Genomic DNA, 20,600 nt, shown 5'->3' with positions numbered 1-20,600 from the left:
GCCATCCCGAACTGGTCCGCCTCATGGCCTGGCTGCGGCTCGAACGGCGCCCGACGGGGCGCCTCGCCGATCCCCCCGGCGACGAACCGAAACTCGCCGCCATCGCCGCTGCCCAGGCCGCCGGGCGGCTCCGCCAGGGCGACCCCTCCGACCTGATGGCCCTGGTCATCGCCATGGCCTGTGCCTGGTCCCCGGCCAGCGGCTTCTACGCCGCCACGGCGGATGAGCCCGCCGCCGACCACGACCGCCGCCGGGCCCTCCTGCGCGAGTGCGTCGCCCGCGCCGTCGCCCCCTGACGGGACATCCGGCACCGGTCGGGCGGCCTCCTGGCGGCCTGGCCGCGGCCACCGGCCAGGTTGCCCGGCGGGTGGCGTGCGCGCCGATCGGTCAGGCTGCTCGGTGGGTCCGGCGTACATAGACAGGGTGTGGGCCATAACGGTGACGGCACGACAAACGGTGACGGAGCTGGCCCGACGCCTGGGCAGCGATGCACCCGTGGGGCCTTCCGCCTCGCAAACACAGGACCAGGACAGAATCCGTCGCAGCTACGGATCCTCTGAAGCGTCAAAGCAGGAGGATGCGCTTCTCGCTGGCCTGATCGCTGCCTCCAGCCGAATCGACATCGTTCGCGAGATCCTTGAGCCCGACGACTTCGCCGTGTTCCTCGAAATGCGCGACCAACGCCGGCTCATCGACGTGGTAACGGTGCTGGGGGAGTCGAGCTACCGTGGCATAGTCACCATGGATAACCAGGCCAAGAGCTTCCGGAAGTTGTTCGGTAGCGATCAAGCCGTATCCGCATCGCAGCTGCCCGAGCTGGCCTTGGAGATCGCCCACACTGCCACGCTCGCCTATGCGGGGGCTGCGACGGCAAGGCTCGTCGACGCACTCGCCGACACGCGCTTGCGTCCCGCTGAGCTCCTCACCCTGACCGCGCGAGAGCTTGACGGGCTTAGTGCACGGCAGAATCGGCACCGTTTCTCCTACCAGCTCAACGGTCAGGAGGACCAGCATTCACCCGAGACCAGAAGAATGAGCAAGCCAACCAGCATCTGAACTGCTAAGACGGCAACGACGCCACCTTCTCCTGATCCAGTTTTCGCGTCTCCTGACGGACCGGCGCGCACGGACGTGCGTGTCCCCACGCCTCCGGCGCCGCCGGAACAGCCCTGACATACTGCAGCCGCCTGCACGGGAGGCTGGTGCTGCTAGCCGGGTGCGTATCTGGTCACTGATCACGGCCCACGCGCTGGCGCCGGGGACCTCTCCTTGGGCACCGACCACACCGCCCCGCACTCACCCGGCCGGGGGCCGGGCTACCAGCTGTCGGCTGGAAGGTACCCGAGCGGCATCGCGACGGAGGGGAACTGGCCGCTTTCCAGAAGCACGTACAGGGGAGCGGGTGTCCTGGGTGCTGGAGCCCGTGGAGGGCACCGAGAACACCTACCGCATCAAACCCCGGCGGTGGGCTGATGTGAATTGTCGACAAGCCCGGAGCCCGCCGCGAGTACGAGAGCCGCGTCAACGCCCTCCCAGCGGCTACAGCCGGACGATGATCGTTCTCACCGAGTCGTACCGACACCCCGTTTCAGCGACGACTTCGTGCTCACCCAGGCGTCCCTCTACTGGTTCACGGGCACGATCTCTACCTCGTTCCGGCCTTGCCACGAGTACGCGCACCATCTGACCCGGCGGGTGCGGCGGGTGGACGTCCCCACGGCCCTCGCCCTGGTTCCCGCCGACCTGAGCCTGCCGCCGCGAAGCTGGGCCGAGCGCACCTACAACCTCACCCGCTACACCGATGCCCCACGGCGGGCACTTCGCCGCTTATGAGGAGCCCGAGTTGCTCGCCCGCGACATCGTTGAGTTCTTCCGCGCCTATCGGTGAACGCCGAAGACTTGCACGACGAGCCGGACCCCTACCTCTGCGGTTCGCTCTGGCGTCGGGTGGCGTGGATGGAGCCGAGGAGGTTGAGGGCCTGGGCACTGGGGCTGCCCGGTTCGGCATGGTAGATCACGAGCTGCTGCCCAGGGGCGTCACGTATGTCGAAGGCCTGGTAGGTGAGCGCGAGGGGGCCGACGTCGGGGTGCAGGAAGTGCTTGGCCTCCTGGGTCTTGCCTCGAACGGTGTGGGCCTCCCAGAGGCGGGCGAAGTCCGTGCTCTGGCCGGTGAGGGTGCGGACGAGTTCGGCCAGGCGCGGGTTGTCCGGGTCGAAGCCGACCGTCTGGCGGAGGTTGGCGACGGTGGCCTGGGCCGCGCGGTCCCAGTCGGTGTAGAAGCGTCGGCAGGCGGGGTCGAGGAAGGTCATGCGGGCCAGGTTGTCCGCCGGCTCGAAGGGGCTGTAGAGGGCGTCGGCCAGGGCGTTGGTGGCCAGGATGTCCAGAGTTCGGTTCATCACGAACGCCGGGGTGTGGGGATAGCCGTCCATCAACTGGCGCAGCGCCGGGCTGACCCGCTCGGCGGCCTGCGTGAAGGGCCAGTCGTCCGGCGTGGTCCCGGCCAGCCGGTATAGGTGCGCCCGGGCGTCGGCGTCGAGGCGCAGCGCGCGGCTGAGAGCGTCGAGCACCTGGCCTGAGGGGTTGCGCTCGCGTCCTTGTTCCAGGCGGGTGTAGTAGTCGGCGTTCACACCGGCCAGGACGGCGACCTCCTCACGGCGCAGCCCGACGACTCTGCGGGCGCCGTAACTCGCCATGCCGACGTCCTCCGGCCGCAGGGCGGCGCGGCGTGCGCGCAGGAATTCTCCCAGGTGGTTGCCTTCCATGCGACCAAGCTATCCGGCGGCCGCGTGTGCTGCCTGGGTCCGCCGCACCCAGGCAGCACACGTCCTGGCTAATGCCCCCTGACGTGCGCAGACTCGATGGAACAGGCAAGAAAGATGCTCTACCACGAGCACCTCGTGCTGTACCGGCAAGAGCAGCCGTCATGACCGAGATCGCCGGGTCAGCTCGCCCCCGTCACCGGCGCCCGCAACGCGGCAAGACCTGACCGAGCAGTCCACAACAACGAGAAATCCGAGGCAATTCCCATGACAGGAGAACGACTCGCCAACAAGGTCGCGCTGATCACCGGCGCGACCGGCGGCATCGGCGCGGCCACCGCCGAACTCTTCGCCCGCGAAGGCGCCCGGCTGGTGATCACGGATGTCGCCGAAGGGCCCCTGCGGGAGCTGGCTGGCAAGATCGAGGCGCTCGGCGCGGAGGTTGTCGCCGCCCGCCTCAACGTCTCCTCCGCGCGGGAGTGGGAGGAGGCGATCGGCGTTGTACGCGAGCGTTTCGGCACGCTGAACGTGCTGGTGAACCTGGCCGGCATCGTGGACTGGCCGGGGATCGAGGGCACGGCGGAGGACGCCTGGGACCGCGTCATCGACGTCAACCAGAAAGGCACCTGGCTCGGCATGAAGGCCGCGATGCCGCTCCTGCGCGCGAGCGGAAACGCCTCGGTGATCAACACCTCGTCGGTGCTCGGGCTCGTCGGCAGCGGCTCCGCCGCGGCCTACCAGGCGTCCAAGGGCGCGGTACGCCTGCTGAGCAAGACCGCAGCGGTCGAGTACGCGCGACAGGGCGTGCGGGTCAACTCTGTGCATCCCGGCGTCATCGCCACACCGATGATCCAGGAACTCCTGGACGAGCAGGGCGACCAGCAGCCGGACATCCAGCGCACCCCGATGCGCAGGGCCGGGCGGGCCGAGGAGGTCGCACCCGCTTACCTCTTCCTCGCCTGCGACGACTCCTCCTTCGTCACCGGCGCGGAGTTCGTGATCGACGGCGGGCTCACCGCGTACTGAGCAGCCATACAGCTAACGGACATGGCCGCTGGCGCGTCGTCGCTCCGCGAACCGGGCGGTCACGCCTTCGGCGCCTGGCCGTGAAACAGGAAGGAAATGGATGATGACATCCGCGAATGCGTCCGCCGAGACCACCGAGTTCGCCGGAAAGGGCGCCCTCGTCACCGGGGCCGCGCGCGGCGTGGGCAGGGAGACCGTCCGGCTGCTGCACCGCCGCGGCGCCCGGATCGTCGCCGTCGATCAGCGCGAGGAGGTGGAAGAACTGCCCGCGCAGTTTCCCGGCGTGCATCCCCTGATCGCCGACGTCACGGACGAGGCGGTGGCCGTGCGGGCGGTGCGACAGGCCGTCGAGATGTTCGGCGGTCTGGACATCCTGGTCAACAACGCGGGCCGCACCTTGAACAAGCCGATCACGTACACGACGGCGCAGGACTGGGACGCGTTGATGGCGGTCAACGCGCGCGGCTCGTTCTTTTTCGCCCGCGAGGCCTTCCGCGTGATGCGGGAGCGAGGCGGCGGCGCCATCGTGAGTACGGGCTCCTACGTCTGCACTGTCGGCATGCCCGACGGCGTCGCCTACGCGGCGTCCAAGGGCGCCTTGGCCCAGCTCACCAAGGTCCTCGCCGTCGAGGGCGGCCCGCTGGGCATCCGGGCGAACCTCGTGGCCGCGGGCGTCATCGAGACCGACTTCCTCGACACCTTCCGCACCGACAGCCGCGCATACCTGGCCTCTTTCGCCAGCGCTCACCCGCTCGGCCGGGTAGCCCAGGCCCAGGAGATCGCCGAGGTCCTCTGCTTCCTCGCCTCACCGCGCGCCAGCTTTATCACCGGTGCCGTGGTCGCCGCCGATGGCGGCTTCACTGCGATGTGAGACTCATGAACATGATGGCGGTGATCAGCGCCAGGGGACCCACAGGCGGCTTGCGCCACAGGACCTCCGGAGTCGGGATCGGCGCCATGGCCATCGCCGCCGCCATCAGGGAGGTGTGCGAGGACCACGCGCCGTCACGCCGCGACGTGATGGTCTGCCACGGGGACTCCTGCACAAGCTGGGGCCTGCAGGTAGCCGACTACGGCTGTGGGCGGTCCAGCGGAAGCCGGAGCGCGGCGACGACAGTTTCATGGGGGCCGTGCAGCCGACGCTGCGGACGTTCTTCACACCGTGGGGCACGGCGCAGAAAAAGTAGTGACCAGCTATCCCCGGGGGAAGAGGTCCCCTGGACCTCTTATCACTGGCCACCGTTAGTACATTCCATCAGGCGGTGCCGGTCAAGCTTCATGCGGGTCGGCGCGGCGTTCTCGTTGCGAATTCCCTCGAGTCTCTTCGCGAAGCGCTGGCCAGCTCATGGCGTACGAGGGCGTGGCCGACGTCCGTGCCGGGCGGCGGCGAGATTGTCGGCCAGGCCGGGCAGCGGGCTGTTCGGACAGCCCTGCGCGGTGGTCGTCAAGGCGGTCTTCTCCGCAGCTGCTTATCAACGTGCCTGCGGTCTCGCCTGCCGATCAGGGATGCGTCCAAGCGCAAGTGATCTCCAAGAGGCGGAACTCACCCTTTGGACATGAACAGCAGACGCGACGGCTCTGAAGGATCCGGCGACGCCAAGCCCGGCAAACAGACCCGGTGGCAGATCACGCTGGCTTTGCTGGCCGGCCTGCTGCCGGTCTGCCTGGTGGCGGGCGTGCTCCTGGTGGCCGCGGTGAAGGCGTCCCTGCCGTGTGTGTCGCCGCCCGAGGGCACCTGGCCGCCGCCCGCACCTACACCTACGTCGATTTGCCGCCCACAGCGGCGGAGATGCGCCGTGCCGCCTCTAGCCCGGGCAAGGAGCCCGTCATTGTCGCGGTCTACAAGACGCCCGACGAGAAAAGGGTCCAGGTATGGCCGCTCTACGCAGAACACCCAGATCCGGGCGCCTCGCTGGGCGACGAGCCTGATGAAGCGGACCGAGCTGGCCACACTACGCCGCCTAGTCGACGACGGTGTCTCGATCACCGAGGCTGCCCGCAGCCTCAAAATCGGCCGCTCCACCGCCTACACGGTACTCGCGGAGCGCTGACCAGCAGTTATCCACCGCATCCCGCTCCTGTCCTTCGGGGCCCGAGCAAGATCACAAGTCGTCGTGATCACGGCACCGATGGCCGTCCCCACAGTCGCCCAGTCGGGACAAGGCCCGGCTCGGGTCGTCGAACATGAAGCAGCAGGCAGCGTAGTCACACCCCCGAGGCAAAAACTGCCCGCCTCTGTGAGCTCCGCATGTGCCTCCCCGCCGCACTCCAACTGAGAGCTCAGCTCGTCGCGATCTGACCTGCCGGCCTTGATGCATCCAGGCGATGACGTGGAACATACACATGACGTGATGGCTCTTATGAACCGAATGACGGCCATAGGGTCGTCCCATGACTGACACGGAACCCGTTGACGAGACCCCGGCGGCGAGGGCCGCTCGCTTTCGCGCGGAGGCCGCCGCACGGGGGATTCCGGCCGCCGAGGTGGAGGCGTACATACGCACCGCCCGCCCGGCGGTCTACCTCGCAGAGGACGGCCCCGGCCCGGTGGTGGCGCTGACCGGCGGGAACCCGCCGCTGCCGGAGGGCGCACCCGCACCGGCAGCGGCGTTCGTCGCGGCCGTCGACTGCGGGGCCCTGCCGCCCGAGGCGACGGATCTGCCGCTGCCCACCGAGGGTCGGCTGCTGTTCTTCGCCGACCCCGATCCGGGCAGCGGGGCGGTGGTCGCCGACGCCGTGCGGTATATACCGGCCGGGACGCCGTCGGCAGAGCGACCGGTCGACCCGGACGACGGTCCGGACACCTACCGCCGGGCGCGGCTGGAGTTCTGTTTCCATCAGTGGTCGTGGCCGTGGCGCGAGGAGGACGACGACGAGGAGTCGCAGCGGGCCGCCGAGCTGGAGTCCGCCTGGTCGCACGTGGTGGGCTGGCGCCCTCACTGGCGCTTCCAGCTTGGCGGTGAGCCTGTCCTCTTCAACTCGGACCCGGTCGAGGTGGCCCGGGACGAAGTGCCGCTGCCCGTCGCGGACGGTGACGAGTGGACGCTGCTGGCCACCTGGCGCGGCGAAGACGACTGCGAGGAGCTGGAGGCGGGCCTCTTCCACTGGGTGATTCGCCGCGCCGACCTGGCCGCTCTCCGCTTCGACCGGCTGTACGTGTACGTCGACACCTTCTGACCGCCGAGTCATCCGGCCCCTAGCCTCCTGCTTACGCGGGACACCGCTCACCGTGCCGAAGCTGCTCCAGACGAGGTGGTGCTCAAGTTCTGGCCGCCGGTGCCGGAGCTCGACGGCGCCAACTGGTCATGGGCGTGCGGCCAGCCGACGGTGAACGGGACGGACGGGCGTGGCCATCGGGAGGTGCGACTGCCGGTCTCGTAGGGGCCAGCCGGAATACGGCAGAAAGGGATCACGTGCTGATGGTTGTGAGCTCCTTAATCTGCGGCATCGCTGATCGCGGCCTGCGGGGACGGCCGCCCGGCGGCGCGTGAAGCGGCCCTGTTATCCGTGGCAGGGGAGACGCGGTGCCCGCCGTAGTGCAGTTGCCGGCTGGGGAAGGCGTTGACGGTCCGGGATGCGGCCGGCGCCTTCTTGGACTCAATCGACAACCCGAACACCGCCCGTACCTACGCGATCGGAGTCGGATAAGACCGTCGAGCGGATCGGCGAGGCCCGGCCGCTGGCGCCGGTGGCCGACGACGAGATCGGCGAGGCCCTGGAGGTGCTGTGGGGCTGCGGCGGTCAACACGTGGAACACGCCGCGCTGCGGTGCTGGCGTGGCTGGCCTGGTGCCGCGAGCGCGGCCACGATGCCCCTGCCGCGCCAGGGTGGGCCAAGCGACTGGCCGTCCCGAACAGCCAGACCCGGCGCGAATGAAACATGGTTTTCGTACGAGGGTGATGAGACACGATCGCGAAGTCGCACACCGAGAGCAGGATTGTGGCTGCAGGGTGTCTCAGAAATGATCGATTTCGCACAAGATCAAAGCAGGCCATCGAGAGGCTTCGGGCTGGCGAGCCGCTCGTTTGGGGCTCACGACACGTTTCTTACCGACACCCCTACCTCGCCCGGCCGCATTCTGGTGTGTTCAAGCCTGATCACCGCGGCCATGGGACGACGACCGAGACCAGGGACCTGATGGATCGAGGCTCTGTGAGTTCCGCACACCGACCCACGTGCACGAACCCGAGAGGGGCGCCTACGAGGCATAGCCCTTTCTGATCGCTGGACGAGGAGGTGGCTGCCCTCCACGACTGCACGCACGCCGGGGTAAGGTTCCCGTGCCTGTTCCTGGATGCCGCCTCCCGCAAGGCCCGGGTGAACCGGCGGGTAGTCTGCCAGGCCGTCATCGTAGCCACCGGCCTTTGTCTCTGGCGGCGTGTGGAGATCGATCTGAGCGGTCCCGACGTTCAAGGAGTCCTCTCGGCAAGACGTGACAACACTTCCAGCCTCCGTAATGTCTCCTCATCGTCGGGGGTCATCACCATCAGGCGGTGGCCGTCTCCGGGACATCGGTGGAAACGAAGTTCAGCCGGAGAAGCCGGCCGTGCGGTCCTCGTCGGTGGCGTGCCTCAGCAGCCAGGCGACAGCGACCGGGTCGTGTGTGCGGCACATCGCCGCGATGGCCCGATGCCGGGTGACCTGGGTTGAGCGTTCGGCCAGCCACACCAGCGCCTGCGCCGAGCCGTGGATCGTCTCCAGCACCTCCACGGCCGCCGGGCCTAGACACCGCAGCAGACCGACTGTGCGAACCACGGGGATGTCCTCCGGGCGGGCTGTGCCCGCCAGAAGGCACAGGCCGGTGAGCGCCGCGCGGCGGTCTGTTGCGTGACGGGCCAGCCAGAGCCCGGTCTCGCGGGCCGGTTCCGGGGCGAGCCACTGCAGGCCATCCAGGGCCTCGGGTCGGATCGCCCACAGGGGGACGTTCAGAACGCGAAGGTTGTCATGCAGCGTCTGCAGGCAGCGGCCGGGACCGGTGAAGTGTGCGCGGAGCACCGCCGGGCGCCGTGCGCGAATGGTGGACCAGGCCAGGTGGGCGGGGTCGGCTCGGTGGTGGGCCGGGTCGGCCCCGCGGGTGTGGGGGTTAGAGTCCGCCGCGTTTGGAGGCGAAGGCGGTCAGTCGTGCCACGACGGTGTCGGGGCTGTCCGCCTCAACCAGGTCGACCGGCTTGGCCAACTGGTACAGGTCGCCACGGGCCGGGTACTGGGTGAGTGTCGCGGTGAGGATCATGGGGTCCTTGGTGGTCAGAGTGAGCGGCTCGCTGTCTGGCCGCGTGAAGGTGGCGCAGAAGGGCAGAACGTCTCGTTCCTCATACCGCGGCGGGAATCTCTGAGTGAGCCGCAAGGTGCTGGCCGCTTCGGTATCGATGTCGCACTGCTCGAAGACGACTGAGGTGTCGGAGTCGCCTTCGCCGGAGACCCGGAAACCGACGGTGCGCAGCCGCACACTGTTGACCGGGTCGTCGGGGTTGGGCTCAACGCGCTGCTTGATGCCCCCTCTGAAGTCGAGGGAGAACGTAGTGCCGTGAAATTCCAGCGTGCTGTCGAGCGCGAGCATCGAAGAGGGGATCTCCGCGCCGATGGGCGGCAGCCCTGTTTGGGCCCTCGCAGGTGGTGCGGCGGCCATCGCGGCCGCTGCGGCGGACAGGGAAACGACACCGGCGGCGAGAGCCTGGCGTAGAGGGGCGAGCATCGGACTCCTCCGTGTGGTTGTGATGGGGGTGCGGTTGCTTGACCCGAGGGTCAGGTGCCGGCACAGCTCGGGCGGCCAGAACGACGCCGTCCCCGGCGGTGCGAGGCGGCTGGGGCGGCGTCGTGCCCGGAGAGCGGGTGCTAACACTCATCCACGCCGACCGAGGAACGCCGGCCCGGTGTCAGTCGCTGTCACGCTTTCGGCGGCCATCGAGCCTCCTGAACTCGTGGAGATCCAACAAGCCCATATCTATCACCGCTGATTACTTACTGTAACGACACATTTCACTGAGAGTAGTCATCGCTGCGCGCGAGAGGTGCACCTCTGTCACGGGCGGAATAAGGCGGGTGGGCGATCATCCAAGGGCCAGGACCCTCCTGTCATCTGTTCCCGGGTCTAAGGGGCGACCAGGGGGGACGGGTTTCTTCCTCAACCCCCTATTCCGGCCGCACCCGCTCATCGTCGTTACGGCGGTAGGGCGGGAGACCCCGCGCCACCCGCTCCCGCTTTTCTCCTCGCGGCTCAGAAAGTTGCGCGCCTGAGCATGTCCACGATCGGGACGAGGTCCTGAATCATCCGCACCTGTACGCCCGCGGCCAGGGCCTCACGGATCGCCGCCATCACCGGCTGGAGTTCCTCGTCGTACGGCAGCAGCTCGTGCAGCGCGCTGATGGGGCGCCCTGTCCCGACACGACGTCGCCCACCAGTTCGCCGACCGGCCTGGAGCGCTCTGCATGGGGTGCCGGTCACTGGGCTGTGGACGCGTCAGCCTGGGTGTTGGCAGAGCACGACTGCGCGTCGGCTTTGCGGACGTGGCAAGCCTGCGCGATGTCGGTCCAGGAAGTTCCGTCTGCGCGCAGGGTCTGAACCGCGTGGCGCAAGGCCGTGTCGTAGCGCAGGCGCGCCTCGGCGAGTGCGTCGAGTTCGGCGGACTGCGGGCGCACCTGCACGGGCGGGGCCGCTGGGGTGCCGAAACGCAGCGCCAGCGCCTGCCGCGCGCTGGCCTGGAGTTCACCCAGCGCGCGGCCGTGGACGACGACGCCATGCGCGCCGGCCGGTGTGATCCACCGCCGTTCCATCCGAACGGCCGGCAAGACGATGGCGTCCCCGTCGGTTGCGAGTACGGCGGTGGGTTTGTTGTCGGTCACGCGCCCGCCTCCAGGATCTTGATGACCTCGTCGGCCATTGCGGCTGGCAGGTCTCCGCGGGGCAGCACGAACTGGCGGCCGCTGGCATCGTAGAGGACGTGGGTGTCGGTCTGCCGTACCGTCGTGAGTCGGATACCGCGCTGGGCGGCGGCCGCGTGCACTCGCTCCCCAGCCGGGTGCTTGCCGCTCGCGCATCTGCGCGGTCACCAGCTGAGTCTGATACCACTCCTCTAGCGGCACGATCGCCGGATGGGCCTGCTGGTGCGACCGCACCCAGTCGGCAATGGGGTTGATGCGGCTATGGTTGGTCCGGGCCGCGCATCTGTTGAACACCTGATAGCCGCTGTACTTGGGCTGTGCGAGCATCTTGCGGACCCGCCGCGCCGCCCACAGCGCCTGCCCGTCGGCCAGCGGATACCGGTCAAGGTCGGCGGCTAGCAGGCGGGCGATCTCGCCATCCTGGAGCTGTTTGTCTCGGCGGAGCCGGAACACTTCCTTGACGGTGTCGGCGCGGCGCTGGTCGAGGTGCAAAGCGAGGCGCATCTCGGGGCGGCCGCCGCCGAACCTGTTGGCGGCTGGAGGAGCATCCGGGTCCACGATGGCGATGTAGCCGTAACAGGGCGGGCCGTGCCGGTATCCGGCAGCGGCGTGCTGGCGTTGGCCGCGCATGGACTGCTCCATCAGTTCGTGGCGGTAGATCTCAGCGCGGACCTGCGCGGTGCGGCGCAGCTCCAGCTGTCCGGTGGTCATTCCGCCGCGGGGCTCGTTGGCGCACTCCAGCGTCACGCCGCGGGACGCCAGGTGGTACTCGACCTGGAGGCTGGGCAGCATGTCGCGGGCGACGCGGCTGATGCGTTCGCACACCACCCGGTCGAGCTCACCGCGCTCCACCCACTCCAGCAGCTCCCGCAGCCCGCCGTTGCGGGGCACGGGCACTCCGAGCCGCGCGTAATCGTCAGCGGAGCCCTGGCTGCGTCGTCCAGGCCAAGCATGCCCGACTCCACGTCCCAGAAATAGGCGGTGAACGCCTCGCCGGGCGCCAGGAGCACAGTTCGCAGAGCCGCCCGGCCGCGAGGTACAGCTCGTGCTGCTGCGAGGCGGCAGCGGCGGCGCATGCACGTATGCAGGGGCCAGGATCTCAGGGCGGTCGCCACTGTCGGTCACGTAGCCGGATACAACAACCACACAGGACGGTGGGAAAATAGTTCATTGATTGATCAATGAACCGTTGTGGCTGAATCACGTGAGACACGTCCCCACCGAGCCTCGCAACCTGTGGTCGGTCGGTGGCTTCAAGGGAGGCCGAATGGCGACCAGCCCTATCGGGGCGGGGAGGCCGAAGACCCGCGGCATCGTGCTCAACAGGATCCGGAAGGCACGCACCATCAGCCGGGTCGAGCTCGCCGCCGACACTGGAGTCACGGCGGCGACCATCACCCAAGTCGTTCGTGAGCTCATGGACCTCGGGCTGGTCGTCGAGGTCGGGCGCGGCGCGTCGACCGGAGGCAAGCCTCCGACGCTGCTGCAGATCAACCCGCACGCCCGGTACGCCGTAGGAGTGTTGTTCGAACGCAACATCTGCATCATCGTCATCGTCGATCTGACCGGCCGGCAGGTGGCCAGGACCGCATTCCCCGGAACAGCGCTGCTGCCTCCCGAGCAGGCACTCTCGCTGGTGGCCTCGCGTGTGGACGCCCTGATCGAGACCGCCGGAGTCGATCGCGGCAAAGTGCTCGGAGTGGGGCTGGCGACCTACGGACCACAGGACCGGCAGGCGGGCGTGCTGCTGACGCACCAGCCGACCGCCGAGTGGTTCCGATATCCGGTCGCGCCGCGCCTGTCCGAACTCCTGGGCCTGCCGGTGCTGCTCGACAACGACGCGGCGGCTGCGGCGATCGGCGAGTACTGGCTGGGGGCGGTGGAGTCCCGTACATACGGGTGCCTCTACATGGCCAGCGGCCTCGGCGGGGGCGTCGTCATCGATGGCGAGGTGTACCGTGGCGTCTCTTCCAACGCCGTCGAGATCGGCCACATCACCATCGACTTCAATGGAGGACCATGCGATTGCGGCAACTACGGCTGCCTTGGAAACTATGTGGAACCGGCCGCCGTGATAAGGCAGGCGCTGAAGGAATCGAGCCTCGGTCAACGGCTTGAACTCGACCCTGCGGATACCGACGTCATGACCGGGTTCGCCCGCATCGCGACCGCCGCCGTCGCCGGAGACCCAGCGGCACGGACCTTGATCGAGCGCTCCGCCCGCCATCTGGGTACCGCCGCCGTCACGATGACGAGCCTGTTCGACCTCGACCTGATCGTGCTCGCCGGCCCTAGTTTCACCACCGCAGCGTCGATCTACCAGTCTGTGATCGAGGAGGAGGTGCAACGGCGTACCTTCGCCCGGCGGGCGCACCCGGTCCGGGTGGTCACCTCGGTCAGCAGCTCGGACGCGGCGGCGATCGGCGGCGCCGTGCTTGTCCTGCAGGGTGAGCTGGCCCTCCTCGAGCTGGACGTAGGAGCCTGACGTCGTCGCAGCCGTCTGTCAGGAGGGGTGCCTGAATCCGGTCCGGGTCACCGCGGTCCGTCTCCGCTGGGTTGCCGTGTTGTCTGGATGACGGCGGCGCCGAGGGGAGCCAATGTGATCTCCTCGGTCGCCGCGGCGCCCGTCAGCAGGTCGATTCCCGAGCGGTCCAGGGGAACGGCGACGTCCACGTCGGGGCTGTGGTTGAGCAGGAAGAGGTACTCGTTCCGCTCGCCCTCCCGTACCGTGCACTCGACGTGAGTGGGTAGGCCCGGGAAGGGATCCGTGACCCCGGCCGTCCGGATCTGGTCCAGCAGGACGGCATCGAAGGCGGCGTCGTCCAGGAGAGTCGCGAAGTAGACGACCCGGCCTGAGCCGTAGGCGTTCGCGACGATCGCGGCGCGCCCTGCCAGCGGCCCGTCAGCGTATCTCGCCAGCGCGGTGCCGGTTTCCAGATGAATGTCCTCCCGCCACCAGCTCGCGGTGGCGGTGCGCCCGTCGGCGAACTGGACCGCGAACCGCTCTCCGGGACGCGCCGGCCAGTACTCATCGATCTTTGCCCCGATGAGGTGGCGGAATGCCCCCGGATAGCCGTGGGGGCGGACGCGGTCGCACTCGTCCACGACCCCTGAGAAGAAGGAGATGACGACGGTGCCGCCGGCGCGGGCGAACTCGGTGACGGCTGCGACGCCCTCGTCGTCGATCAGGTACGCGTTGGGGATGATCAGGACCTTGTACGGCGCCAGGTCGCTTCTGGGAGACACGACGTCGATCGTGTGGTGGTGCTTCCAGAGCGGCCGATGGTGGCGCAGCACGATTTCGCCGTAGTCGAAGTCGTCACGGGGCAGCCATCCGGTGTCCTCCAGTCCCCACCGGCCATCCCAGTCGAACAGGATCGCGACGTCGGCGCGCCGCATGGTCGTACCCGCCACCGGGGCGAGGAGGCTCAGCTCGCGTCCCAGGTCGGCGATCTCCCGGAAGGTCCGCGAGTCCGGCCCGGAGTGCGGAACCATCGCGGAGTGGAAGCGCTCCACCCCGCCCCTGGCGGCCCGCCACTGGAAGAACATCACCGAGTCGGATCCACGTGCCAGCGCCTGCAGCGAGCCGAGCCGCATCCGCCCAGGTTCCTTGGCCAGGTTGACGCCTCTCCAGTTGACGGCGCTCGCGGCCTGCTCCATGACCATCCACGGCTGACCGTTCTTCAGTGAGCGGAACATGTCGTAGTGGAATGCGGTCGATATGTGCGATTCGGAATCGCCGGGGTCGGGGTAGATGTCGAGGGCGGCGACGTCCTGTTCCGCTGCCCACCTCCAGTAGTCCGCGTGCGGGTAGAAGGACATCAGGTTGGTCATGATGGGGATGTCGTCGCGGAAGGAGCGGAGGATGTCTCGCTCGGCGCGGTAGCACTCGAGCAGAGAGTCGGAGGTGAAGCGCCGAAAGTCGAGGCGGCGAGCGGGGTTCATCCAGACGCCCATGACGTTGGCCACCTCGATCTGGTTCCAGTCCGTGTAGACCTGGCCCCAGAAGCGGGTGGTCCAGGCGGCGTTGAGGGTGTCGAGGTCGCCGTACCTGCGCTGGAGCCAGCGGCGGAAGCCCTCGGCGGCGGCCTGGCTGTACGACGTGGGGCCGTACTCGTTGTTGACATGCCACATCGCGAGAGCCGGGTGGAAGGAGTAGCGCTCGGCGAGCCGGGTGACGATGTTCGCGGCGTACTCACGGTAGACAGGGGAGGCATGGTCGAAGTGCTGACGGCTGCCCAAGCCGAGAGGCCGGCCGTCCTCCATGATGGGGAAAACCTCCGGGTGCAGTTGGGTGAGCCAGGCGGGCGGCACGGCGGTGGGGGTGGCCAGGTTGACGCTGACGCCGCCCTCGTGCAGGAGGTCCATGACCTCATCAAGCCAGCCGAACTCGTACTCCCCGGGCTCTGGTTCGATCGCGACCCAGGCGAAGATCCCCAGCGAGACCAGGTTCACTCCGGCCTCACGCATCAGCCGGACGTCCTCCCGCCAGGTGGCGCGGTCCCACTGCTCAGGGTTGTAGTCGCCTCCGTAGGCCAGGCCGCCCAGGCGGCTCCTGAAGGCGTGCATACGAGGGTTGGTCATGTGACGCTCCTTGGCGAGCCGTTGCGGACGGCGAAGAGGACCGTTGAGCGGATGAGCGCGGGCTCTGCTGACAGGCCGTTCGTGACGGCCGACAGGCCGTTCGTGGAACGGGCCCAGCCACCGCGGTCCGATGGCTGGGCCCGGCACTGTCACCTGCGGTCAGGACAGGTGATCACGCGTACGGGTTCTGGGTGAGCAGGTGCGCCTTGTAGCCCTCGCCGATGCCGGGCTCGGGCGTGCCGGTCCAGTCCTTGACGAGCACCCCGCCCGTGCTGCAGCCCCACGGGTCCCAGGTCCAGGCCAGGTACGACAGGCCGTTCTTGTCCGCCCATTTCGTGAGCTGGTCCATGTAGTCGTAGCCGCAGTTGTCCGCGCCGAACTCACCGGTCACCACGGGGACCTTCGCGGCGAGCGGAGCGATCTGGCTGTCCCAGCAAGACGCCGTGGCGCAGGCGTTGAAGCTGTAGGAGTGCCAGGATGCGGCGAGGTTGTTCAGCGGGTCGTTCGGCTTGTACGCCAGCCACTCCCGCATGTCGTTGGCCCACTCCAGGCCGCCCACCATGAGGACGTTGGTCGCGCCGGTCGCCCGGACCGCGTCGACGAGGTCCTGCATGCCGGCCACCTCATAGGGAATGCCGGTGCAGGTGCCGCCGTCTCGCAGGCACTGCCAGCCCAAGGTCTTGTTCCAGTCGCTGCCGACCTCCGGGTACGGCTCGTTGAACAGATCGAAGACCACCGCGTTGTTGCCCTTGAAGGTCTTCGCGACGCCGGTCCAGAACTGGGGAGCGTACTGCGCGTCCGGCATCGGCTTCTGGCACGTCGCGGTGGCGTCCTTGCAGTGCCAGTCCGGTCCGTTGCTGTAGGCGCCCGAGGTCCAGTGCAGGTCGAGGATCGGCGTGATGCCGTTGGCGACCAGCAGGTCCGCGTAGTTCTTGACCTCCTGCTGGTAGGCGGCGCCGCTGGGCGAGCCGTTGAGGCCGAGCCAGCACTCCTCGTTGAGCGGGATGCGGACGGCGTGGATGTTCCAGCTCTTCATCGCGTCGACCGACGCCTGGTCCACCGGGCCGGAGTCCCACATTCCCTTGCCCTGGACGCAAGCGTACTCTCCGCTGGAGCGGTCGACGCCCAGCAGCCGGTACGGCTTCCCGGCCGCCGTCACGATCTTGTTGCCGGAGACGTGCAGCTGCGGTGCAGGACCACCGGGATCTGGGCTGGGGCTTGCGCTTGGGCTCGAGCTGGGGCTTGCGCTTGGGCTGGGGCTCGCGCTTGGGCTTGGGCTTGGGCTGGGGGACTGGCCGGTGCAGGCGACACCATTGACTCTGAACGCGGCGGGAACCGGGTTGCTCCCGCTCCACTTGCCGATGAAGCCGATCGACACCGAGGCGCCGGTGGCCACCTTGGCGTTCCAGCCCAAGCTCTTGGCGGTGACGTGGGTGCCGGACTGCGACCAGTCGGCGCTCCAGCCATTGTTCACACCCTGACCGGCATTGGGGAAATCGAACTCCAGCGTCCAACTGGTCAGCGGGTCGCCCAGATTGGTGATCGAGACGTCACCCTGGAAGCCGCCCGACCACTCACCTGTGACCTTGTATTTCACTGAGCAGCCGCCGGCGGCGGCTGAGGCCGGTGCATTCACGAGCGCGGCGCCTGCGGCCACGAGGCCGACGGCCGCCGTCACTAACGCGACGCGGTGTTTCATGGGGCTTTCCTCTCTCCTTTGCGGATCCGGAGATCTGCGCCTCACGACTGGATCCGATGGTCGCAGGCGGGAGCCTCGCCGGCGGCCACGACAGCCGCCGCATCGATGTCGAATGAACGGCCACGAGCCTCCGGGTCGGGCGAGGCGGCGGCCAGGAGCTGGGTATAGGGGTGTCGCGGGGCGAGGATGACCTCGTCGGCCGGGCCGCGCTCCACGACCCGGCCTCGGTAGAGCACGAGGATGTCGTCGGAGAAGTGCCGTGCGGTGGCCAGGTCGTGTGTGATGTAGAGGACGGCGAGGTTCTCCTCGCGCTGCAGACGCGCCAGCAGGTTCAGCACGCCCAGCCGGATGGAGACGTCCAGCATGGACACGGGCTCGTCGGCCACGATCACCTTCGCCCCCGGCGCGAGCGCGCGGGCGATGGCGACCCGCTGCCGCTGGCCGCCGGACAGCTCGTGTGGGCGGCGGTGCACGATGTCGCGTGCCGGTAGGTTGACCCGTTCCAGCAGGTCGCCGGCCTTCTTCCGGGCCTCGGCCCGGGTACGGGCCTGCCCGTGCAGCAGCAGCGGGCGGATCAGATGGTGCTCCACGGTGTGGAAGGGGTTCAGTGAGGAGAACGGGTCCTGGAACACCATCTGTACGTGGTCGCGGTACGCCCGATCGGGCACCCGGCCGCCGTCGTCGTCCTTCAAGGCGACTTGTCCGGCGGTGGGCCGTTCCAGCCGGGCGATGATCCTGGCGATGGTGGACTTGCCCGAACCCGACTCCCCGACCAGGGCGACCGTACGGCCGGGCGTGAGCGTGAACGAGACGTGGTCCACGGCCCGCAGCCGCCGTCCGCGCAGACCGGTCCGGATGCGGAAGTCCTTGACGAGGTCCTTCACGTCCAGCGTGGTCACCGTGCACCTCCGGTGGCCTCACCAGTGCGGACGAACGCGCCGCGCTCACCCGTCAGGCTGGGAAACGATTCGAGCAGGCGCCGGGTATAGGGATGGCGGGGTCTGGCGAGGATTTCCTCAGCCGCCGCGCACTCGACGATCTCCCCGCCCAGCATCACGGCGATGCGGTCGCTCACCTCGAGCAGAAGGGGAAAGTCGTGGGTGATGAGCACGATCCCGAATCCCCGCTCGTCGCGCAGGCGCAGGATCTCGCGGAGGATGCCTCGTTGCACCACCACGTCCAGGGCGCTGGTCGGCTCGTCCATGATCATGACTTGCGGGTCGAGCAGCATGGCCATTGCGATCATGACGCGCTGTCGCATGCCTCCGGACAGCTCGTGGGGGTAGGAGCGCAGCCGCGCGGGGTCCACGCCCACCAGCTCCAACGCCCTGGCGCAGCGCGCCCGGCGATCGCTCCGCGAGAGCTGGGGGAGATGCGTGGTGAGTACGTCCTCCAGTTGCGCCCGGATCGTCATGACAGGGTTCAGCGAGTTCATCGCTCCCTGGAACACCACCGACATCCGCGACCACCGGAAGGCCCGAAGCTCGCCGGACGGCAGGGCGAGCACGTCCATGTCCCGGCCGTCCCGATCATGAAAGGTGACCGATCCGGCGGTGACCTCCGCCGGCGGCCGGTGCAGGCGGTTGATCGCGTATGCGAGCGTCGTCTTCCCGCTGCCCGACTCGCCGGCCAGGCCCAGAATCTCGCCCCGCCGTACCTCCAGCGACACGTCCTTGACCGCCTGTACCGTGTTCCCGTAGGTCACCGACAGGTTCCGCACGCTCACCACGACATCCTGCGAGGGCCGCCCGACCGGCGCCGGCTCGCGCCGCGGGTGCCGGATCCGGCGTGGTACGGCGCGCAGCTTGGGGTTGGTGATCTCGTCGATGCTGAAGTTGATCAGTGCGAGGCCGCATCCGAACAGCGCGATGATCAGGCCCGGTGGTGCGAACCACCACCACGCGCCGCGTTGTAGCGCGAAGCCGTTCTGGGCGTAGTAGAGCATCGTGCCGAGGGTGGAGGAGTTCGAAGCGCCAAGCCCGAGGAACGACAGACCAGCCTCTGACAGGATCGCCGCGATCACCGAGAACACGAACTGGGAGGCCAGCAGCGGCAGGAGGTTCGGCAGGATCTCGACGGTGATGATCCGCCATGCCGGCTCCCCCGCCACGCGGGCGGCCAGGACGTACTCCCGATTGCGCAACGTCAGCGTCTGCGCGCGAAGCACCCGGGCCGACCCGGCCCAGCCGGTGATCGCGAGCACCACCGCGATGGTCCACGCCCCCCGCTGCTCGGGCGGCACGAACGCGGAGATGACGATGACCAGTGGGAGGCCGGGTATCACCAGCATCACGTTGGAGAACAGGGAGAACGCCTCGTCCACCACTCCGCCGGCGTAGCTGCCCACGATGCCGAACAGCGCCGACAGGACCGTGGCCATCACGCCGACGAGCACGCCGATGTAGAGCGATCCCCTGGTCGCGTACGCGATCTGGGCCAGCACGTCCTGGCCCAGCTGCGTGGTGCCGAGGACGTGGCCTCCGCCGGGCGACGTCAACCCGATGTCGTTGATCGCGTCCGGATCGCCGACGAAGAGCGGGCCGGCGACGCCGAACAGGATGATCGCGGTGATCAGGACGAGCCCGGTGACCAGTTTGGGCGACAACCGGGGCAGCACGGCACGCCGGGGCGCCGGGGAATCCGGACCGAGATCGGTCATGCGTTCCCTCCCGCGCGGGTTCGGGGGTCGATGACGCTGTAGAGCAGGTCGACCACCAGATTGGCTCCGAGCACCGCCACGGTCGTGACCAGGAAGATGCCCTGCATGAGCGCGTAGTCGTTGTTCTGCACGGCCTCAAGCAGCTTGGAGCCGATGCCGGGGTAGGAGAACACCTGTTCGGTGACGATGGAGCCGGCCACCACGAACCCGAGGGAGATGGCGAACCCGGCGATCGACGGCAGTGCCGCGTTGCGTGCGGCGTACCAGATCATCACGCGCCTGTTCGGCAGCCCCTTCGCGGTGGCGGTGAGCACATAGTCCTCGGACAACGTGGACACCATCATGTTGCGTAATCCCAGCAGCCAGCCGCCCACCGAAGAGATCACGATCGTCAGCGCGGGCAGGATGCCGTGGTGGACGGCCGAGCCGAGGAAGTCGAGGTTCCACCCGGGGGTGAGGTCGACGTCGTAGCCGCCGATGAGCGGGAACCAGCCCAGCGCGGACCCGAAGACGGCGACGAGGACGAGCGCCAGCCAGAAGTACGGCACCGCCGCCAGCACCGTGGTCGCGGGCACCAGCGAGTCGAGCCAGGTGCCCCGCCGCCATCCCACCACCATTCCCAGCCCGGCGCCGACCAGGACCGACAGCACCGTCGCGATGCCCACCAGCACGACCGTCCAGGGCAGGGAGGTCGCGATGACCTCCGAGACAGGCACCGGGTAGGCGCTGACCGAGATTCCGAAGTCGCCGTGCAGCATGTTGCCGAGGTAGGACAGGTACTGCTTGGTCAACGGCTCGCCCGTGTCGGTGCCGAGCAGCAGTTCGTAGGCTCTGCGAGCCTCGGGGTTCACCGAGCCGCCCCGCTGCTGCAGCTTCGCCATCAGGATGCTCACGGGGTCGCCCGGCATCATCCGGGGGATGAAGAAGTTCAGTGTGACCGCCGCCCACAAGGCGGCCAGATAGAAACCGAACTTGCGGATGTAGTACCGCATCG

The 20,600-nt window shown here is 68.5% G+C and carries 17 protein-coding genes and 2 pseudogenes; 9 read left to right on the top strand and 10 right to left on the bottom strand.

What is annotated here, in order from left to right:
• From ABZ860_RS41480 to ABZ860_RS41470, 3 genes and pseudogenes are all read left to right on the top strand, one after another.
• Window positions 1-296: pseudogene (locus ABZ860_RS41480) on the top strand (TetR/AcrR family transcriptional regulator); the annotation flags it as partial.
• Between the two features lie 160 nt (window positions 297-456).
• Window positions 457-1,056 (top strand): hypothetical protein, encoded by a 600-nt coding sequence (locus ABZ860_RS41475; RefSeq protein ID WP_357231878.1) that lies wholly within the window; start codon window positions 457-459, stop codon window positions 1,054-1,056.
• Between the two features lie 546 nt (window positions 1,057-1,602).
• Window positions 1,603-1,833, top strand: a complete 231-nt coding sequence (locus ABZ860_RS41470) for a hypothetical protein (RefSeq protein WP_357231875.1) — start codon at window positions 1,603-1,605, stop codon at window positions 1,831-1,833.
• Between the two features lie 86 nt (window positions 1,834-1,919).
• Here the strand turns inward: ABZ860_RS41470 and ABZ860_RS41465 are convergent, their stop codons facing one another.
• Window positions 1,920-2,762 (bottom strand): helix-turn-helix transcriptional regulator, encoded by an 843-nt coding sequence (locus ABZ860_RS41465; protein WP_357231872.1) that lies wholly within the window; start codon window positions 2,760-2,762, stop codon window positions 1,920-1,922.
• Between the two features lie 264 nt (window positions 2,763-3,026).
• On the opposite strand from ABZ860_RS41465, the gene ABZ860_RS41460 reads away from it, so the two are divergent.
• Together ABZ860_RS41460 and ABZ860_RS41455 are read left to right on the top strand one after the other, a co-directional pair.
• On the top strand, window positions 3,027-3,785 hold the full coding sequence (locus ABZ860_RS41460) for a glucose 1-dehydrogenase (RefSeq protein WP_357231869.1): 759 nt from the start codon (window positions 3,027-3,029) through the stop codon (window positions 3,783-3,785).
• 103 nt (window positions 3,786-3,888) lie between these two features.
• Complete coding sequence (locus ABZ860_RS41455) at window positions 3,889-4,656, top strand: SDR family oxidoreductase (RefSeq protein WP_357231866.1); 768 nt, start codon at window positions 3,889-3,891, stop codon at window positions 4,654-4,656.
• Here the strand turns inward: ABZ860_RS41455 and ABZ860_RS41450 are convergent.
• The gene (locus ABZ860_RS41450; protein WP_357231863.1) at window positions 4,643-4,831 is read right to left on the bottom strand and encodes a hypothetical protein; all 189 of its coding nucleotides are present in this window, start codon (window positions 4,829-4,831) and stop codon (window positions 4,643-4,645) included. The two genes, ABZ860_RS41455 and ABZ860_RS41450, sit on opposite strands and share 14 nt — an antisense overlap.
• A gap of 882 nt (window positions 4,832-5,713) precedes the next feature.
• Here ABZ860_RS41450 and ABZ860_RS41445 point away from each other — a divergent pair.
• From ABZ860_RS41445 to ABZ860_RS41435, 3 genes and pseudogenes are all read left to right on the top strand, one after another.
• The gene (locus ABZ860_RS41445) at window positions 5,714-5,836 is read left to right on the top strand and encodes a helix-turn-helix domain-containing protein (protein WP_357231860.1); all 123 of its coding nucleotides are present in this window, start codon (window positions 5,714-5,716) and stop codon (window positions 5,834-5,836) included.
• 340 nt (window positions 5,837-6,176) lie between these two features.
• A complete protein-coding gene (locus tag ABZ860_RS41440) occupies window positions 6,177-6,962 on the top strand; it encodes a DUF1963 domain-containing protein (RefSeq protein ID WP_357231857.1) in 786 nt (261 codons plus the stop codon).
• Window positions 6,963-8,021: 1,059 nt separating this feature from the next.
• Window positions 8,022-8,138 (top strand): annotated as a pseudogene (locus tag ABZ860_RS41435) (hypothetical protein); the annotation flags it as partial.
• Window positions 8,139-8,312: 174 nt separating this feature from the next.
• Here ABZ860_RS41435 and ABZ860_RS41430 read toward each other — a convergent pair.
• From ABZ860_RS41430 to ABZ860_RS41420, 3 genes are all read right to left on the bottom strand, one after another.
• The gene (locus ABZ860_RS41430; protein ID WP_357231881.1) at window positions 8,313-8,780 is read right to left on the bottom strand and encodes a hypothetical protein; all 468 of its coding nucleotides are present in this window, start codon (window positions 8,778-8,780) and stop codon (window positions 8,313-8,315) included.
• 88 nt (window positions 8,781-8,868) lie between these two features.
• A complete protein-coding gene (locus tag ABZ860_RS41425) occupies window positions 8,869-9,477 on the bottom strand; it encodes a hypothetical protein (RefSeq protein ID WP_357231854.1) in 609 nt (202 codons plus the stop codon).
• A gap of 746 nt (window positions 9,478-10,223) precedes the next feature.
• Window positions 10,224-11,555, bottom strand: coding sequence for a recombinase family protein (locus ABZ860_RS41420; RefSeq protein ID WP_357231851.1), 1,332 nt, complete (start codon window positions 11,553-11,555; stop codon window positions 10,224-10,226).
• 376 nt (window positions 11,556-11,931) lie between these two features.
• On the opposite strand from ABZ860_RS41420, the gene ABZ860_RS41415 reads away from it, so the two are divergent.
• Window positions 11,932-13,149, top strand: a complete 1,218-nt coding sequence (locus ABZ860_RS41415) for an ROK family transcriptional regulator (protein ID WP_357231848.1) — start codon at window positions 11,932-11,934, stop codon at window positions 13,147-13,149.
• A gap of 47 nt (window positions 13,150-13,196) precedes the next feature.
• Here ABZ860_RS41415 and ABZ860_RS41410 read toward each other — a convergent pair whose 3' ends face one another.
• The 5 genes from ABZ860_RS41410 to ABZ860_RS41390 all read right to left on the bottom strand — a co-directional run bounded on the left by ABZ860_RS41410 (window position 13,197) and on the right by ABZ860_RS41390 (window position 20,598).
• Window positions 13,197-15,248, bottom strand: coding sequence for a beta-galactosidase (locus ABZ860_RS41410; RefSeq protein ID WP_357231845.1), 2,052 nt, complete (start codon window positions 15,246-15,248; stop codon window positions 13,197-13,199).
• Between the two features lie 172 nt (window positions 15,249-15,420).
• The gene (locus ABZ860_RS41405) at window positions 15,421-16,947 is read right to left on the bottom strand and encodes a cellulase family glycosylhydrolase (protein ID WP_357231842.1); all 1,527 of its coding nucleotides are present in this window, start codon (window positions 16,945-16,947) and stop codon (window positions 15,421-15,423) included.
• A 41-nt stretch (window positions 16,948-16,988) separates the two neighbouring features.
• Window positions 16,989-17,846, bottom strand: coding sequence for an ATP-binding cassette domain-containing protein (locus ABZ860_RS41400; RefSeq protein ID WP_357231839.1), 858 nt, complete (start codon window positions 17,844-17,846; stop codon window positions 16,989-16,991).
• Window positions 17,843-19,606: a dipeptide/oligopeptide/nickel ABC transporter permease/ATP-binding protein gene (locus ABZ860_RS41395; RefSeq protein WP_357231836.1), complete on the bottom strand. Its 1,764-nt coding sequence runs from the start codon at window positions 19,604-19,606 to the stop codon at window positions 17,843-17,845. Before ABZ860_RS41395 ends, ABZ860_RS41400 begins: the two co-directional genes overlap by 4 nt.
• On the bottom strand, window positions 19,603-20,598 hold the full coding sequence (locus tag ABZ860_RS41390; RefSeq protein ID WP_357231833.1) for an ABC transporter permease: 996 nt from the start codon (window positions 20,596-20,598) through the stop codon (window positions 19,603-19,605). The genes ABZ860_RS41395 and ABZ860_RS41390 overlap by 4 nt, the downstream gene beginning before the upstream one ends.
• Window positions 20,599-20,600 lie beyond the last annotated feature (2 nt).

The sequence above is a fragment of the Microbispora sp. NPDC046973 genome, assembly GCF_040644495.1.
Lineage (GTDB): Bacteria > Actinomycetota > Actinomycetes > Streptosporangiales > Streptosporangiaceae > Microbispora.
The sequence above is the reverse complement of the archived record's forward strand: the minus strand, read 5'-3'. Positions and strand labels throughout refer to the sequence as shown.